The 13446-nt window shown below is 68.7% G+C and carries 18 protein-coding genes and 1 tRNA gene; 8 read left to right on the top strand and 11 right to left on the bottom strand.

All coding sequences use genetic code 11. The annotated features are described in order from the left end of the window. The first annotated feature begins 154 nt into the window (after positions 1-154). Positions 155-484, top strand: a complete 330-nt coding sequence (locus HS104_09880; GenBank protein ID MBE7480277.1) for a lipoprotein bor — start codon at positions 155-157, stop codon at positions 482-484. Next, positions 484-822 (top strand): hypothetical protein, encoded by a 339-nt coding sequence (locus tag HS104_09875; protein MBE7480276.1) that lies wholly within the window; start codon positions 484-486, stop codon positions 820-822. The genes HS104_09880 and HS104_09875 overlap by 1 nt, the downstream gene beginning before the upstream one ends. Before the next feature lie 13 nt (positions 823-835). On the opposite strand, the gene HS104_09870 is transcribed toward HS104_09875, so the two are convergent. Next, a tRNA-Asp gene (locus HS104_09870) sits at positions 836-909 on the bottom strand. A 100-nt stretch (positions 910-1009) separates the two neighbouring features. Between HS104_09870 and HS104_09865 the strand changes: the two genes are divergently transcribed. From HS104_09865 to HS104_09840, 6 genes are read left to right on the top strand one after another with little or no spacing between them, the layout of a single operon-like run. Beyond that, positions 1010-1636 carry a hypothetical protein gene (locus HS104_09865; protein ID MBE7480275.1) on the top strand — a complete coding sequence of 209 codons (627 nt, stop codon included), beginning with the start codon at positions 1010-1012 and terminating at the stop codon, positions 1634-1636. Further along, positions 1636-2346: a hypothetical protein gene (locus HS104_09860; protein MBE7480274.1), complete on the top strand. Its 711-nt coding sequence runs from the start codon at positions 1636-1638 to the stop codon at positions 2344-2346. Before HS104_09865 ends, HS104_09860 begins: the two co-directional genes overlap by 1 nt. Continuing rightward, positions 2343-2828, top strand: coding sequence for a hypothetical protein (locus tag HS104_09855; protein ID MBE7480273.1), 486 nt, complete (start codon positions 2343-2345; stop codon positions 2826-2828). Before HS104_09860 ends, HS104_09855 begins: the two co-directional genes overlap by 4 nt. Before the next feature lie 3 nt (positions 2829-2831). Further along, positions 2832-3272 carry a hypothetical protein gene (locus tag HS104_09850; GenBank protein MBE7480272.1) on the top strand — a complete coding sequence of 147 codons (441 nt, stop codon included), beginning with the start codon at positions 2832-2834 and terminating at the stop codon, positions 3270-3272. Positions 3273-3308: 36 nt separating this feature from the next. Then, on the top strand, positions 3309-3608 hold the full coding sequence (locus HS104_09845; GenBank protein ID MBE7480271.1) for a hypothetical protein: 300 nt from the start codon (positions 3309-3311) through the stop codon (positions 3606-3608). Between the two features lie 11 nt (positions 3609-3619). Beyond that, entirely contained in the window at positions 3620-5023 is a 1404-nt protein-coding gene (locus HS104_09840; protein MBE7480270.1) for an MBL fold metallo-hydrolase, read from the top strand. On the opposite strand, the gene ald is transcribed toward HS104_09840, so the two are convergent. From ald to HS104_09790, 10 genes are all read right to left on the bottom strand, one after another. Continuing rightward, on the bottom strand, positions 5013-6119 hold the full coding sequence (gene ald / locus HS104_09835) for an alanine dehydrogenase (protein MBE7480269.1): 1107 nt from the start codon (positions 6117-6119) through the stop codon (positions 5013-5015). The two genes, HS104_09840 and ald, sit on opposite strands and share 11 nt — an antisense overlap. A 12-nt stretch (positions 6120-6131) precedes the next feature. Beyond that, complete coding sequence (locus HS104_09830) at positions 6132-6734, bottom strand: phosphatase PAP2 family protein (protein ID MBE7480268.1); 603 nt, start codon at positions 6732-6734, stop codon at positions 6132-6134. A gap of 80 nt (positions 6735-6814) precedes the next feature. Continuing rightward, positions 6815-9277 carry a VCBS repeat-containing protein gene (locus tag HS104_09825; protein MBE7480267.1) on the bottom strand — a complete coding sequence of 821 codons (2463 nt, stop codon included), beginning with the start codon at positions 9275-9277 and terminating at the stop codon, positions 6815-6817. Between the two features lie 11 nt (positions 9278-9288). Beyond that, entirely contained in the window at positions 9289-10746 is a 1458-nt protein-coding gene (locus HS104_09820) for a tyrosine-type recombinase/integrase (protein MBE7480266.1), read from the bottom strand. 76 nt (positions 10747-10822) lie between these two features. After that, positions 10823-11020: a hypothetical protein gene (locus HS104_09815; GenBank protein MBE7480265.1), complete on the bottom strand. Its 198-nt coding sequence runs from the start codon at positions 11018-11020 to the stop codon at positions 10823-10825. Beyond that, on the bottom strand, positions 11013-11222 hold the full coding sequence (locus HS104_09810) for a hypothetical protein (GenBank protein ID MBE7480264.1): 210 nt from the start codon (positions 11220-11222) through the stop codon (positions 11013-11015). Before HS104_09810 ends, HS104_09815 begins: the two co-directional genes overlap by 8 nt. Next, complete coding sequence (locus HS104_09805) at positions 11215-11592, bottom strand: hypothetical protein (protein ID MBE7480263.1); 378 nt, start codon at positions 11590-11592, stop codon at positions 11215-11217. The genes HS104_09810 and HS104_09805 overlap by 8 nt, the downstream gene beginning before the upstream one ends. Then, complete coding sequence (locus HS104_09800) at positions 11589-11831, bottom strand: hypothetical protein (protein MBE7480262.1); 243 nt, start codon at positions 11829-11831, stop codon at positions 11589-11591. The genes HS104_09805 and HS104_09800 overlap by 4 nt, the downstream gene beginning before the upstream one ends. Beyond that, positions 11828-12190 carry a hypothetical protein gene (locus HS104_09795; GenBank protein MBE7480261.1) on the bottom strand — a complete coding sequence of 121 codons (363 nt, stop codon included), beginning with the start codon at positions 12188-12190 and terminating at the stop codon, positions 11828-11830. Before HS104_09795 ends, HS104_09800 begins: the two co-directional genes overlap by 4 nt. Before the next feature lie 318 nt (positions 12191-12508). Beyond that, positions 12509-12766, bottom strand: a complete 258-nt coding sequence (locus tag HS104_09790) for a hypothetical protein (protein MBE7480260.1) — start codon at positions 12764-12766, stop codon at positions 12509-12511. Between the last annotated feature and the right edge of the window lie 680 nt (positions 12767-13446).

Below are 13446 nucleotides of genomic sequence, written 5' to 3'. Positions count from 1 at the left end.
CCGCCAGCGCGTCCGCAGCGCGGACAGCTGTCCGAGGGCGGACAGCGGACAGAACGCGCCAAGTCCGCGCAATCAGAGGAGCGGCCCTTCGGCACGCCGCTTGAATGGGTCGTGGTCGTGTCCGACCTCGAGAGCGGACCGGGAGGATCGAATCGTGAACACCATCGTCAAGACAGCGGCGCTGCTCATCGCCGCGCTCTCCAGCACCGGCTGCTACAAGGCGACCTTCGTCGCCGAGCCGGAGGCCGCCAAGCGCGAGCCGACGCACGAAGAGTGGAACCACCACTATGTCTTCGGCACGGTCGGCGAGGCCGAGATCGACGCGCAGCGCTACTGCAGCGGCGAGGTCGCGGCGGTCCGCACCGGCGGCAACGCCGGCACCACCACCCTGGGCATCGTGACCCTGGGCATCTACACGCCCCGCAAGGTGTACGTGACCTGCAGTGACTCCCCCCGCCTCACGGCGCGCTCGGAGGTGAAGTGATGACCACCCTGAAGCTGATGCTCGTCACCGCCCTCGCCCTCGCGGCGACGGGCTGTTACTCGACCACGGTGCGCTCGGGCCTGCCCGCCGGCACGACTCCGATGGAGGTCGACGAGCGCTGGCACTCCGGCTTCGTCGGCGGCACCTCCGAGGCCAGCGGCCCCTACGACATGGAGCGCATCTGCCCCGAGGGCTGGTCGGAGATCGAGACGGAGACGTCCTTCGCCAACGGCCTGGTCGAGCTCGCGACCGCCGGCGTCTACAACCCCCAGACCGTCAAGGTCACCTGCGCTGCACCGAAGCGCTCCGCAAAGCGAGAGGAGCGGAGGCAACACTGAGGCAGGATTTGAGCGGGGCGGACGGGACTCGAACCCGCGGCCTCCGGCGTGACAGGCCGGCGTTATAACCAACTTAACTACCGCCCCGGAGCGGTAAGGCCCGCGGTGTTTACCACAGGGGCCCCCGCGATCAACCAGAAAAAACCGCGAAAAGACAGCGCGAAGCGCCGCGCTATACTTCGGAATCATGGCTTCACGGGCTTTGCTACTTCTGGGGGCATGCCTCGCGTCCGTCGCCTGCGGGAGCAGCGATGACTCGGGGCTCACGGGTGGCAGCGGTGGAGCAGCTGGGGCGGCCGGCGCGAGCTCGGGCGGCTCGACCAACACGGGTGGCTCCACCAACACTGGCGGTACACCCGGCACCGGTGGCGCGCCGGGCACCGGCGGCGTGCCCGGCACGGGCGGCCTCCCTGGCACCGGCGGCGCGCCTGGCACCGGCGGCGCGCCGGGCACCGGCGGCGTGCCCGGCACGGGCGGCCTCCCTGGCACCGGCGGCGCCACGAGCTCGACCTGTAAGGACATCGACCTGGCCTACCAAAAGGCGCTCGCGGACGCGAAGCTCTGCAACAAGGGCTCCACCGCGCCGTGCTCCAAGAAAGTGGCCAAGGACGTCGCGTGCGGCTGCGAGACCTTCGTGAACGCCAACGCGCAGATCGCCCTGGCTGCGCTCGACGCCGCGATGAAGGCTTGGCAAGCGAAGGGCTGCACGAAGGCATGTCCGGAGATTGCCTGCTTCGAGCCCAAGGCAGCGGAGTGCACCACCTCCGGCAGCGGCAGCGCCGGCAAGTGCAGCGACCTCGCCGCGAACCAGTGATGGTCGCCGTCCGCGTCGTCCTCGTGCTCGCGCTCTTGCTCGCGCTCGATCTGCGCGCCGCCCACGCCACGAGCTGCATCGAGCCAGAGCTCGGTCCGTCGAGCGCCAACGCCGACGTGGTGTTCGTCGCGACGGTGGCGAGCGAGAAGGACCACAGCGTGTACGGGCTCAGCGTGGAGCGAGTCTACAAAGGGGAGGTCCCGAAGAGCGTGAAGGCCCGAGGGGGCGGCATGAAAGGCGCCTCGTTCCAGCGCGGGAAGAGGTTCCTGGTCTTCGCGCGCCTGGATCCGTCGGACGCGGAGGCGCCGCTCTTCGCCCACTTGTGCGGCGGCACACAGCTCGCGGAGCAGGTCAGGGACTGGATGACCAAGCTCGGCGACGGCTCGACTCCCGGGACGACGCTCGCGAGCGGCAGTGCCGCCGCGGCACCCGCACCCGAGGCTGCACCCGAACCCGTGCCCGCGCCCGAACCCGAGCCGGCACCCGAACCCGTGTCCGCTCCCCCGCTCGAGCCCGAGCCCGAGCCCGCGCCGGCACCTGCGCCTCTGCCGGCTCCCGCGGACGCTGGCTGCGCGGCGTGCGCCCTCGGCGCCGCCAGCCCGGGACCCTCCGCGACATGGCTCGCGCTCGGCCTCGGCGCCGCGTTCGCGACCCGGCGCGCAACGAATGCGAAGCGGCCTCGCCGCTCGCGGAGTATGCTTCGGCCATGACGCTTCGGCACGGGCTCTACCTCGCCTTGGCCTGCGCGCTCGCCGTCGCGTGCGGCGGCAAGTCCGAGGAGAGCGGCAGCGGAGGCAGCGGCGGCTCCGGTGGGAGCGGAGGCAGCGGCGGCTCCGGCGGCACCAGCAGCGGCGGCTCCGGCGGCATGGGCGGGCTCAGCTGCACCGAGCTCGAGCAGCAGTACAGCGCGTATCTGGCCCAGGCCAAGGGCTGCAACTCGCTGATCAACTCGCTGCAGTGTACCCAGCTCGTGGACACCGAGCTCGCCTGCCCGTGCAGCACCTACGTGAACCCGGCCAACACCGACGCGCTCAAGAGGCTCGCCGAGCTGAAGACCGAATTCGGCCAGAAGATGTGCATGGAGGGCGTCGCTTGCCCCGCCATCGCCTGCATCGAGCCGCAGGGCTCCGCCTGCCAGCCGAACGGCGCCGGTGGCGACGGAGACGGCTGCGTCGACTTTGGACCGGATTGATTCATGTCCAACCTGCGATCTCTCTTCATCGGTCTCGGTTCGCTCGCGCTCGTCGCGAGCCTCGGCGCCGCCTGCGGCCACGACGAGCTGCTCATCGGGCAAGGCTCGGGCAGCGGCGGCGAGAACACCGGCGGTGTCGCCAGTAAGGCGGGCGGACCGGACGCTTCGAGCGGAGGAAGCCCCGCGGGCGGCGGCACGACCTCGAGCGGCGGCGGCTCGAGCGACGCGGCGAGCGACGGCCTGGCGGGCTCGGCGGGGGCGCTCGCGGACGCCTCGAGCGACGTGATCGAGGACGCCGCTGACGGCAGCGACGCGCCAGCGGCTGTCGTGCCCGACTTCCACCTGGTGGACGAGAACCCGGCGTCGGCGAGCTACAAGAAGTTGGTCTCACCTCGGGATTATCTGGGGCAGGTGTCCGCCTGGTACTTCGGACACTCGACGTGAGGCTACTGCAGTAGCCAGTTTGGCTACCTGGACACGATGCAGAAGGAGCTCGGGAGCGTCAGCACCAAGAAGCAGATCCAGATCTTGGGCGTGAACGGCAACGGGCTCGAGTCGGGCAACGCCAGCATGACGGCCGGGCGCACGCTGCCCTGGCTGCAGGACACGCTGGCCACGGACGTCTGGAAGTCGTGGGCCGTCGAGTACCGCGACGTGGTGGTCCTGGACGAAGAAAACCGCCCCGTCGCCGTCTACAACTTGACGACCTACGACCTCGGCAACCCGACCAACTTCGCCCAGCTCAAGTCCATACTGGTCGGCGCTGCAAACGCCGACTAGCGTTGCCCTTCATGGAGATCGAGTTCGTCGGCGCGGCCAAGACGGTCACAGGTTCGAAGCATCTGATCCGCACCAAGCATGCGACCATCCTGCTCGACTGTGGCCTCTGGCAGGGACAGCGCCGCGAGACCATCGAGAGGAACCGGGATCTGGGCCTGGATCCGACCAAGGTGGACGCCGTGGTCCTGAGCCACGCGCACATCGATCACTCCGGCGCCTTGCCCGCGCTCGTCAAGCACGGCTTCGACGGCCCGATCTACGCCACCAACGCCACCCGCGACCTGTGCGCCGCCATGCTGACCGACGCGGCGATGATCCAGGCCAGCGACGCGAAGTTCATCAACAAGCTGATCGACAAGGGCGAGAGCGACATGGAGCGGGTCGAGCCGCTCTACGACGAGCGCGACGTGCTCGAGGTGCTCGCCCGCATGGTGACCCTGCCCTACCGGCGCAAGCTGCCCATCGCCGACGGCGTCCGGCTCAGCTTCTACGACGCCGGGCACGTGCTGGGCAGCGCCATCACCGTGCTCGACGTCGAGGAGGACGGCAAACAGCGGCGTCTGGTGTTCACCGGGGATCTGGGCCGGCGGCGCATGCCCATCCTGCGCGACCCGGAGGTCCCCGAGCACGCCCACGTGCTGATCACCGAGAGCACCTACGGCGACCGGCTGCACAAGCCCATCGAGCAGATGGACGACGAGCTCGCCGGCATCATCAAGAAGGTCTACGACCGCGGCGGCAAGGTGATCATCCCGTCCTTCGCCCTGGAGCGCGCGCAGGAGATCGTCTACGCCCTCAAGGGCCTGCGCGAGGCGGGGCGCCTGCCACCCATTCCGGTGTACGTGGACTCGCCCTTGGCGGTGAAGATCACCGACGTGTTCAAGCTGCACCCCGAGTGCCTGGACGAAGAGGCGCTGGAGCTGTTGGAGGGCCGGCACTCCCCCTTCGACTTCGACGACCTGCACTACATCTCGGACGTCGAGGACAGCAAGGCCCTGAACGCCTCGAACCGGCCCTGCATCGTCATCAGCGCCAGCGGCATGTGCGAGGCCGGCCGCATCCTCCACCACCTGAAGGCCGGGGTCAGCGACAGCAAGAACGCCGTGCTCATCGTCGGCTACCAGGCACCGCACACGCTGGGGCGCCGGCTGGTCGAGCGCCGCTCGCAGGTGAAGATCTTCGGCACCATGACGCCAGTGCACGCCGAGGTCCACGTCCTGAACGGCTTCTCCGCCCACGCCGACCAGCGCGACTTGATGGACTACGCGCAGGAGGCGCGCACGCGCGGCGAGCTGGAGCGCGTGGTCTTGGTCCACGGCGATCCGGTGCCGATGCGCGTGCTCTCCGACATGCTGGGCGAGAAGGGCTTCGCCAACGTGCACAGCCCGGATCCGGGCGACAAGCTCACGGTGTGAACGGCGAGTAGTCCAGGCCGAAGGTCCCCGCGACGGCTCTGTTGGTGACCTTGCCGGCGTGTTGGTTCACGGCGCTCACGATGCGTGGGTCGAGCTTGCAGGCCTCCCTCAGGCCCCAGCGGGCGATCTTCAGCGCGTAGGGCAAGGTCACGTTGCAGAGGGCATAGGTGCTGGTGCGCCCCACCGCCCCCGGCATGTTGGCCACGCAGTAGTGGATCACGCCGTCCACGATGTAGGTGGGCTGGCCGTGAGTGGTCGGCCGCGTGGTCTCGACGCAGCCCCCCTGATCCACGGCCACGTCCACGATCACCGCGCCGTTCTTCATCGAGGCCAGGTCTCGCTTCTCGATCAGGCGCGGCGCGCGCGCGCCTTCGATCAAGACGGCGCCCACCACCAGATCCGCGCGCTGGATCTGCTCGCGGATCGTGTGCCGGTCGCTGAACAGCGTGGTCACGTTCTTGGGCATGATGTCGTCCAGGTAGCGCAGCCGATCCATGTTCACGTCCAGGATGGCGACGCTGGCGCCGAAGCCGGCGGCGACCTTGGCCGCGTTCGTGCCCACGATGCCGCCGCCCAAGACGGCCACGTGAGCGGGCTCCACCCCGGGGACCCCGCCGAGCAGAATGCCCCTGCCCTCCTGCGGGCGCTCCAGGTACTTGGCGCCCTCCTGAATGCTCATGCGCCCGGCGACCTCGCTCATCGGGGTCAAGAGCGGCAGCCGGCCCAGCTCGTCGCGCAGCGTCTCGTAGGCCACCGACGACGCGCCGGAGGCGAGACAGCCGCGGGTCAGCGCCTCGTCCGCCGCGAAGTGGAAATAGGTGAACACGACTTGACCCTCGCGCATCAGCGGGATCTCGTCGGCCTGGGGCTCCTTGACCTTCACGATCAGGTCCGCCTCGCGCCAGATCTCCTCGCGCTTGTCCACCAGCGTGGCGCCGTTCTGCTCGTAGTCGGCGTCCGAGATGCCGCTGCCGAGGCCCGCGCCGCGCTCGATGAGCACGCCGTGCCCGGAGCGGCGCATCTCCTCCACCCCCACGGGCAGCAGCGCGACGCGGTATTCGTGGGCCTTCACTTCCTTGGGGACGCCGACGATCATGCGGCCCGTGTATCACGCCGGCGGACGCGCCCCAATCGAGCTCCGCGCCAGGAGCAGCGGCTGGAGCCACAGCGGCCAGGAGGCACCGAGGGCCCAACCGGCGATCACGTCGCTCGGATAGTGCACGCCCAAGTAGACCCGCGACGCGCCGATCGCGAGCACTACGAGGGCGCACGCGCCGATTACCCACCAGCGCCGCTCGGGGAAGCGCAGCACGGCCACCACCGCGATCGCGCCGTAGATGGACGCGCTCGCCATGGCATGCCCGCTCGGAAAGCTGAAGCCGCCGGCCTGCGCGAGGTGTGCCAAGGTCACCGGGCGCGGGCGCGAGAACGCCAGCTTGAGCAGCGAGTTGAGCGCGCCGGCCCCCGCCGACGCGACCGCGACGTACAGCGCTGGCACGCGCTGCCCGAGCCCGAGCAGCGCGAGCGCCGCGACGAGCGCCACGCCGGCCAGCGTGGGTCCATTGCCGAGCCAGGTGAGCGCCGCCATGACGGAGGTGAGTCGAGCGCCGCGCGTGCGCTCCGCCAGACTGATCAGCGGCGAGTCGAGCCAAGCCGTCGAGTCCGCCAGCACCGCCCCCGCGAGCGCCAGGAACACCACGGCCGCCGCCACCAGCCAGAGCCAGCGCAGGAAGATCAGCCAGGAGACGCGACCCGCGACGACCCAGGGCCGAGACGGACGCGACGATGCGGTCAGGGCAGGACCGCCTGTCCGCTGCCCTCGACCACCCGCCAGCGTTTGTCGGCGCTCGCGCCCGTGATGGTCTCCTTCACGCCGTTCGGCCAGCGCACCTCGAGCTTGTCGATGCTCGCGCTGGTGCCCAGGCCCACGTGCACCCAGCGCGAGCCCGGGTGGCGCGACTGCGACTGCACCTCGCGCATGCGCGTGACGCCGCCGGAGGTGACGTAGACCCGAGCGCCGATGGCGGAGCGGTTCGAGGTCGTGCCGCGCAGGTCGAGCTCCAGGAAGTGGTGGCCCGGCGTGCCCTTGTTGCGGAGCAGCAGCATGCGCGGGCCGGGACCCGGCGAGAGCAGCAAGAGGTCGAGGTCGCCGTCCTCGTCCACGTCCGACCAGAGCCCCGTCTGCGCCTGGTGCAGGTGCGCGTGGGCCTCGTAGGTCACGTCGGTGAAGCCCTTCGGGAGGTCGTTCCGGTAGAGCCGCGGGTAGTGGCCCGGGTAGGTGGAAATCACCAGCAAATCCAGGTCGCCGTCGTTGTCGTAGTCGGCGAAGGACGCCTCCACGTCGCCCTCGTCGTAGATCAGCCCGAGCTCGCGGCGCTTGTTCTCGAACACGAAGCTCGGCGCCCCACCGTTCACCAGCAGCATGCTCGGATCACTGCCCGGCTGCACGCGCGGGTGCGAGATGTTGGGCACATAGAGGTCCATGTCGCCGTCGTTGTCGATGTCGCCGGCGTCGCTGCCGAAGCTGTGCCCGCCGCTGAAGTTGAACATCGGCACGTCGTCTGCCGCGGCGTTGACCGCCGCCGCAGACTCCAGGAACTTGCCGCCTCCCAGGTTCTTCCAGAGCAGGTTCGCGCTGAGCTGGTAGTTCGACACGTACACGTCGAGCAGCGCGTCGTCGTTCCAGTCGGTCCAGAGCACGCCGTACACCGGGCGCCAGGGATCCTGCGAGATTGCCGCCTTGCTGGCCGCGTCCAGCATCTTCACGCCGGCCTGCCCCTCGTAGTAGCGGCTCGGTACCGTGGGCGCGTCCGGATAGTGGATCAGCCAGTAGCCGGCATAGAGGTCCAAGAGGCCGTCTCCGTTGCCGTCGCCCAGGGCCGCCGCGCTCGAAGGCCCGAGGTGCTCCACGTCCGCGCTCGGGCTCCAGACGAGCTTCCCGGTTCCGTCGTTCGAGAGCAGCTTCGGGAAGAAGTCCTCGTCGGTCTTGCCGTCGCAGTCATTGTCGCGTGAGTCCGGGACTTCCGGCGCACCCGGCTTGGTCTCGGCCCGGGTGTCGTCGCAGTCGCCGGCGGCGATGCTCACGCCGTCGCCGTCGGCGTCCGACGTGTCGGTGCCGTCGTCCGCCTTGCCGTCGCAGTCGTCGTCGTAGCCGTTGGTGGTCTCGGCGGCGCCGGGCTTCACGGCAGGGTCGGCGTCATTGCAGTCCTGGTCCACCCCCACCCCGTCGCCGTCGGCGTCGGTCTGCACGTATTGCGAGCCGAACGCGTCCAGATCGCCGTCGTTGTCCAGATCGCCGAACACGAAGAAATTCGCGTTGGGCGTGTCGGGTGAGAAGGCGCCGCTCCACGGGCTGAACGCGCCCTTGCCGTCGCCCTTGAAGGCGAGCGGGCCTTTGCTGCTGGTGAAGACGGCATCGTCGTGGCCGTCCCCATCGAGATCCGCCCAGGCCGCCCAGCTGGCGATGGTGTCGCCGAAGACCTGGTCCTTTCGCTCGAACCAGCGCTCCGCGTCCGACCACTGGCAGAAGTGATCGCCGTCCAGGCGCAGCCGGTAGTTGCCGTCGAAGCCCGTGGGAGGGGAGCCGGGCTTCGACGGGTCGAACACCAGCGACCGCCCCACGTCGCCGGGCGCGACCTTCTCCACTGCCAGGCGTGGCTCGATGCCGAGGTGCTCGTACACCAACATGTAGTGCTCGGTCGGCAAGAGCAGCGTCTCCGGGATCGGGACGTCCAGCCAGGCGTCCTTGCTCGCGGTGGTCACCTCGACCTCGATGGGTGGCACCAGATCGATGGGCTCCGAGTAGTCGGGCCAGTCCGACTGTGCGAACGAAGCTGGGTAGCTCCGCCCGAAGGTGCGCATCAGGCGCAAGCGCGCCTTGCCGGTGCCCTTGCCGAACCCGACCTTGATGCTCCTGGCCGCGAAGGGATGCTCCGGAACGATCTTGGTCGCCTCCTGTACGCCCTCCCCGAAGTCGACGTTCAACACGCCCAGGTACTCCCCCGACGACATGCCGACGGTCGCGGGCGCGAACGTGTCCCGCCACGACTTGCCGGTGCAGTAGCGGCTGAACGCGTCCGGCAAGGTCGGCCCGGAGTCCCCGGCGTCGGCGTCGCCGGCGTCGTCAGCTGCGTCGATCGTGGCGTCGGCGCCTGCGTCCGGCTTCGGCTTGCTCCCCCCACCTCCGTCGTCGGAGCCGCAACGAGCGAGGACGAGCAAGACCGGCAGGGCCGCGAGGGCCGAGAGCGCGCGCATGGGGCAGCATTTTACACCGCCTTGCCGGGAGGGCATTTCCCCGCTACGAACCCCTCACCCTCGGGCGGGTAGCTCAGCGGTAGAGCGCTGGCCTTACAACGCGGCGAGGGACGCCCAAGCGCGTTGAATCCCGCCAAAAGCCGAAGGCTGCTCCCGGCTCCGCGCGTCGTTCCATGCGGTTGCGTGTCGTTGTCGGCTATTGGCGTTGCCAGAACGTTGATGGCCGGAAGAGCGGCCTCGGGCAGCTTCCGGAGCTTGCCGCTGTTGGCCAGGTAGCGAGCGTGCGCCTCGAGTGTGGAATGCCCCGCCAGGGCGGTCGCTTGCTGAACGGTCACGTCGGCATCGGCCAGGGCTTGGCTGAACGCGCGGCGCCAACTGTGGAAGTCCACCGGCAGCGTGTAGTCCGTGTCCTCGAACAGCTCGCGCTGGCGGAGGGTGAGAGGGATCTCGGCTCCGTGCTCGTCGCGAGCGCGCGTCCAGACCGCCTTTGTGAGCTTCCGCCCGTTCGATCGCTTGGTGACCACCACGGTTTGCACCTCGATCCCGAACGCCCGCATCAGGTCGCGCCTGAATGCGTCCGCGTGCGACGTCTTGGCCCTGCCCTCGCCGGCTCGCTCCCCGCGGCGAGCGGGGAAGAGCACGCCCGCGGTGGGACGACCGGCCCTCTCCCACCAATCGCGCAGGATGGGCCGCAGCATCTCCGGCACCTCCAAGAGCTGGGGTCGCTTCGTCTTCTGACGCGGGGCCCAGCCCCACGTGAACTTCCCCTCGGTTGAGTCGAAGGCCTCCCAGCGGAGCGCGTGAAGGTCGCCGGTCCGGAGCCCGCCGAACATCCGCGAGACGCACGCCAGCGTTTGCCGTTCGAGCACAGCGAGCCGCTGCGCCTCGTCCGGATGCACCCACGCCAGGTAATGGGCAAGCTCAGCGTCCGTCAGGACGGCGCGCTCCTTGCGCACCTCGGAGGCGAACTTCGGAAGCTCGGCATCGTCGGCGGGGTTCTGCTCGATCGTGCCCTCGCGCTTGAGGGCGGCAAACACGTTGCGGATGTCTTGGAGCAAGTGAGCCACGGTCTGACGCGACCGCCCCTCGCCCTTGGCGAAGTCCAGAGCCTCGTGGATGTGCTGCGCCGTGATCGTCGTCGTGTCGAGGTGCCCGAGCGCGGGGTTGGCGTACGCGCGCAGCCGGGCGAGCTCGTCCTTCGCTCCCTTCACGCCGTCTGCCTTGCGTGCCTTGTTCACGCGCTCGACGGCTTCGGCGAACGTGTCGGCTCGCTTCGCATCGTCGGCCGTGGTGTCCGTGCCAGCGTTGGCCAGCCCGACGAGCCGCGCGAGCTTCCGACGGGCAGCGGGCTTGCTGAACGTCTCGAGCAGCTCCGAAACCCGGATCCATTCGCCGTCGACGATCTTCCAGTAGCGCGCGCCGAAGCCGGACTTGGTGAGGTACAGGCTCCCTTTTCTCGGTCGTGCCATGTGCTGCGTTCCCTTTCGGTTTGGAGGGCGCCCCGGCGTGCCAAGCCGGGTGTGCAGGCTGCGCGCCCTTGTGCTGCTACTTGTCGTTCTGCTCGTGGTAGCGGATCTCCTCCCGCGCCTTCCGGATCGCCTCGGCCGCGGTGTCACCGTGCCCCGACGATTCGAAACCGTCCTCTCCCTTGATGCTGGCGCGGACGCTCGGCAGGAACGGCGTCGACTCGTCGTCCACCACTATCGTGTAGCGACGCAGCTTGGTTCTGATGATGCTAGCCATCGTTGATCCCCTTGGTCCTTCCGATGGGAACGACGGGCCCGCTCTGTTCCACCTCTGCCGCCGACGTGGCCAGGAGCAGCGACGCGGCGAACCGCTCCGCCGCCCGGCGCGTCCGCGGGTTCTCGGCCACCGCGATCAGAAACTCGCGCGCGGTGGCGGAGCACGTGGCGAGGGCCAGCATGCTGTCGGTGCGGTCAGCCACGTTCGCCTCCCGTCTCGGTCGCGCCGTCCACCTCGGGGCCGTCCACCTCGCACGATGACGTGAGTTGACGCAGCTCGCCGAGCCAGTCGTCGAACAACATGGGCAGCCTGTCGTGTGCGGAGATGGCGCGCATGAACTTCATCTGCGCTGCGGTCGCGAGCTTGAGCCGGTCTTCGGTCAACGGGCTGCCGGGAACGCCGGCCTCGGATTCGATCTCGCCCTTGAGCGCGCGGACGCTCGACAACGCCTTGGCCAACTCCAGAGCAGCGCCCTCGGGTTCGTCCAGGCCCAGCGAGTCGAGAGCCGCCGTGATGCGCTGCTCGGTCAACGCGACGAGGCCGAGCGCGTCCGTCTGGTGAATGCCGCTCATGACGCCACCTCGCTCTCAGCGTCGGCGCGTGGCGCCAGGTAGTGCTCGGCGCTGTCGAGGGCGTCGACGGCGCTCGCCACGAAGGCGGACAGCTCCACCGAGGTCTGATGATCGACGCCGTGTCCGTCGCGTGTGGCGATGGCAACGCGGCCGGCAAGCTCGGTCAGCTTCTCCAAGTCCTCCCGGAGCTCCGCCAGCTCGCCGCGGGCGGTGGCCACCAAGGTCTCGGCGGGGCTCACGACGCCACCTCGGAGCGGAACACGTCGCGCTCGATGTCCCTGGCCGTGAACTCCAGGCGCCTGGCGACGTCAGCGACGCACTGCATGGCACGCATCAGGCCACCCGAATCGGGACCGGGCGAAACGATGTCCCGGACGGCCAGCGCCAGCGACGTGGCGTCTTCCCTGATGCGAATCGCACGAGAGAGGTTCGGGTCGCAGTCGTAAGCCGCGGACCTGTAGGCGTCTCGTGCTCGCTTCTCGGCCGCCTTCAGGCGGAGCAGGTCCGCGGTGGTCGTCGTTTTCGGCGTGCGTTTCGCGGTTCGCTTCGGTGCGCGCTTGGTCGGGGTCTTGGTTCGTGATTTGTTTGCGTTGCTCATGGTGGTTCCTCCACTTTGGGCACGCTGCTCGGGGTGGCCTAATCACCCCGGGCAGCACTTGCCGTTACCGCTGCTTGCGCTTCGGCTTGGCGGACTTGAATCGCTCCGCGTGCGCCTTCCGAAGCGCCTGGCGCATGACGTCCGACCAAGTCAGACCGGTTTCGGCTGCGACGTCCGCGACCACTTGGGCCTCGTCCGCTGTGAGTCGGATTGCCATCTGCTTCGTTCGTTCACCAGGTGCCATGTAAACCACCGTATACCATTGTTAGACGCTCGCGCAACCCCCGCCCGTAAGTGAGCGTAAAGTTTCCATATTCGTCACCCGCTGGCCGGGTCCAGCCATCCGTCCACGGCTCCGCGAAAGCCCGTCGGCTCGGGTCCGCGGTCGCGGTGCTTCACCTTCTCAGCGGCCACGGTGAGAAACGTCCCGTCTCGCTGGTGGCCAGTGCGTTTCAGTTCCGATTCGAGCCAAACGGCCGTGCACATGTAGAGCCGAGCCGACCATCCGCCGGTTGCGCTGTCCGATGCGAGTGCAGCCATCTGCTCGACAAGCTGCGCTTTCTGTTCGTTCGTCATGTTTGAGATCCTCCTTGCGTGTGGCTTTAGCCCGGGGCGTCCACAGGGAAACACAAGCCATGCCCGTCAGTCTGACAAGCAATGTCCGACCGCCAGATCGCGCCCGCCTGCGCGCCTTGTCGTATGCTGCCCGCTGGCTTCCGAACGACGGGCAAAAATGGATCTCTCGCGATTCCGATTCTGCCCAATTGCGTCGCGGTTCATAGACGACGTGGATGGCGCTCAGGCGTACTACGCACACAAGCTTGTCGAGCCGTCCGACCATCTGATCTCGGTCGGGAGCCTCGACATCCTTGTGCGATTCAATCCCGAGGAGATCCACCTGTTCACGGAGACCGAACCGTTGGACGCCCAGCGAAGACCGCGCCCGTTGGTTCGGAGGCCGGGCGCCAGCCGGGAAGCACGGTACTTTTCGATCGACCGAGCCCGACGCCTCGACCTGATCCTTCCAACCATTCGGACGCCGATCCAAACGCTCCGCGCGACAATGCCCGGGGCAACCTTGCTGATCGGTCCACCGGACTCGTCTGCGCTCCGCATCGGGGTTGTGGTCGGGCCTGACGATGGCGCGCGGGTCTACTTCGTCCGGACGGCGTTCGACATGACTCCCAAGCAGTTTCAGGCCAAGCTCAGAGCTCACCGGCCAGCGCCGTGGCCCAAGTAAGAAAAAAGCCCCGGGC

The organism is Polyangiaceae bacterium (genome assembly GCA_015075635.1).
Taxonomy (GTDB): domain Bacteria; phylum Myxococcota_A; class Polyangia; order Polyangiales; family Polyangiaceae; genus JADJKB01.
Note: the sequence above shows the minus strand (reverse complement) of the source record. Positions and strands in the feature narration are given on the sequence as shown.

What these genes read in the sequence shown, in the direction of transcription:
- HS104_09805 (MBE7480263.1), bottom strand. Translation starts at nt 11,592, where the DNA reads ATGAGCGGCATTCACCAGACGGACGCGCTCGGCCTCGTCGCGTTGACC.
- HS104_09840 (MBE7480270.1), top strand. Translation starts at nt 3,620, where the DNA reads ATGGAGATCGAGTTCGTCGGCGCGGCCAAGACGGTCACAGGTTCGAAG.
- HS104_09850 (MBE7480272.1), top strand. Translation starts at nt 2,832, where the DNA reads ATGTCCAACCTGCGATCTCTCTTCATCGGTCTCGGTTCGCTCGCGCTC.
- HS104_09845 (MBE7480271.1), top strand. Translation starts at nt 3,309, where the DNA reads ATGCAGAAGGAGCTCGGGAGCGTCAGCACCAAGAAGCAGATCCAGATC.
- HS104_09795 (MBE7480261.1), bottom strand. Translation starts at nt 12,190, where the DNA reads ATGAGCAACGCAAACAAATCACGAACCAAGACCCCGACCAAGCGCGCA.
- HS104_09875 (MBE7480276.1), top strand. Translation starts at nt 484, where the DNA reads ATGACCACCCTGAAGCTGATGCTCGTCACCGCCCTCGCCCTCGCGGCG.
- HS104_09790 (MBE7480260.1), bottom strand. Translation starts at nt 12,766, where the DNA reads ATGACGAACGAACAGAAAGCGCAGCTTGTCGAGCAGATGGCTGCACTC.
- HS104_09825 (MBE7480267.1), bottom strand. Translation starts at nt 9,277, where the DNA reads ATGCGCGCGCTCTCGGCCCTCGCGGCCCTGCCGGTCTTGCTCGTCCTC.
- HS104_09815 (MBE7480265.1), bottom strand. Translation starts at nt 11,020, where the DNA reads ATGGCTAGCATCATCAGAACCAAGCTGCGTCGCTACACGATAGTGGTG.
- HS104_09820 (MBE7480266.1), bottom strand. Translation starts at nt 10,746, where the DNA reads ATGGCACGACCGAGAAAAGGGAGCCTGTACCTCACCAAGTCCGGCTTC.
- ald (MBE7480269.1), bottom strand. Translation starts at nt 6,119, where the DNA reads ATGATCGTCGGCGTCCCCAAGGAAGTGAAGGCCCACGAATACCGCGTC.
- HS104_09865 (MBE7480275.1), top strand. Translation starts at nt 1,010, where the DNA reads ATGGCTTCACGGGCTTTGCTACTTCTGGGGGCATGCCTCGCGTCCGTC.
- HS104_09860 (MBE7480274.1), top strand. Translation starts at nt 1,636, where the DNA reads ATGGTCGCCGTCCGCGTCGTCCTCGTGCTCGCGCTCTTGCTCGCGCTC.
- HS104_09855 (MBE7480273.1), top strand. Translation starts at nt 2,343, where the DNA reads ATGACGCTTCGGCACGGGCTCTACCTCGCCTTGGCCTGCGCGCTCGCC.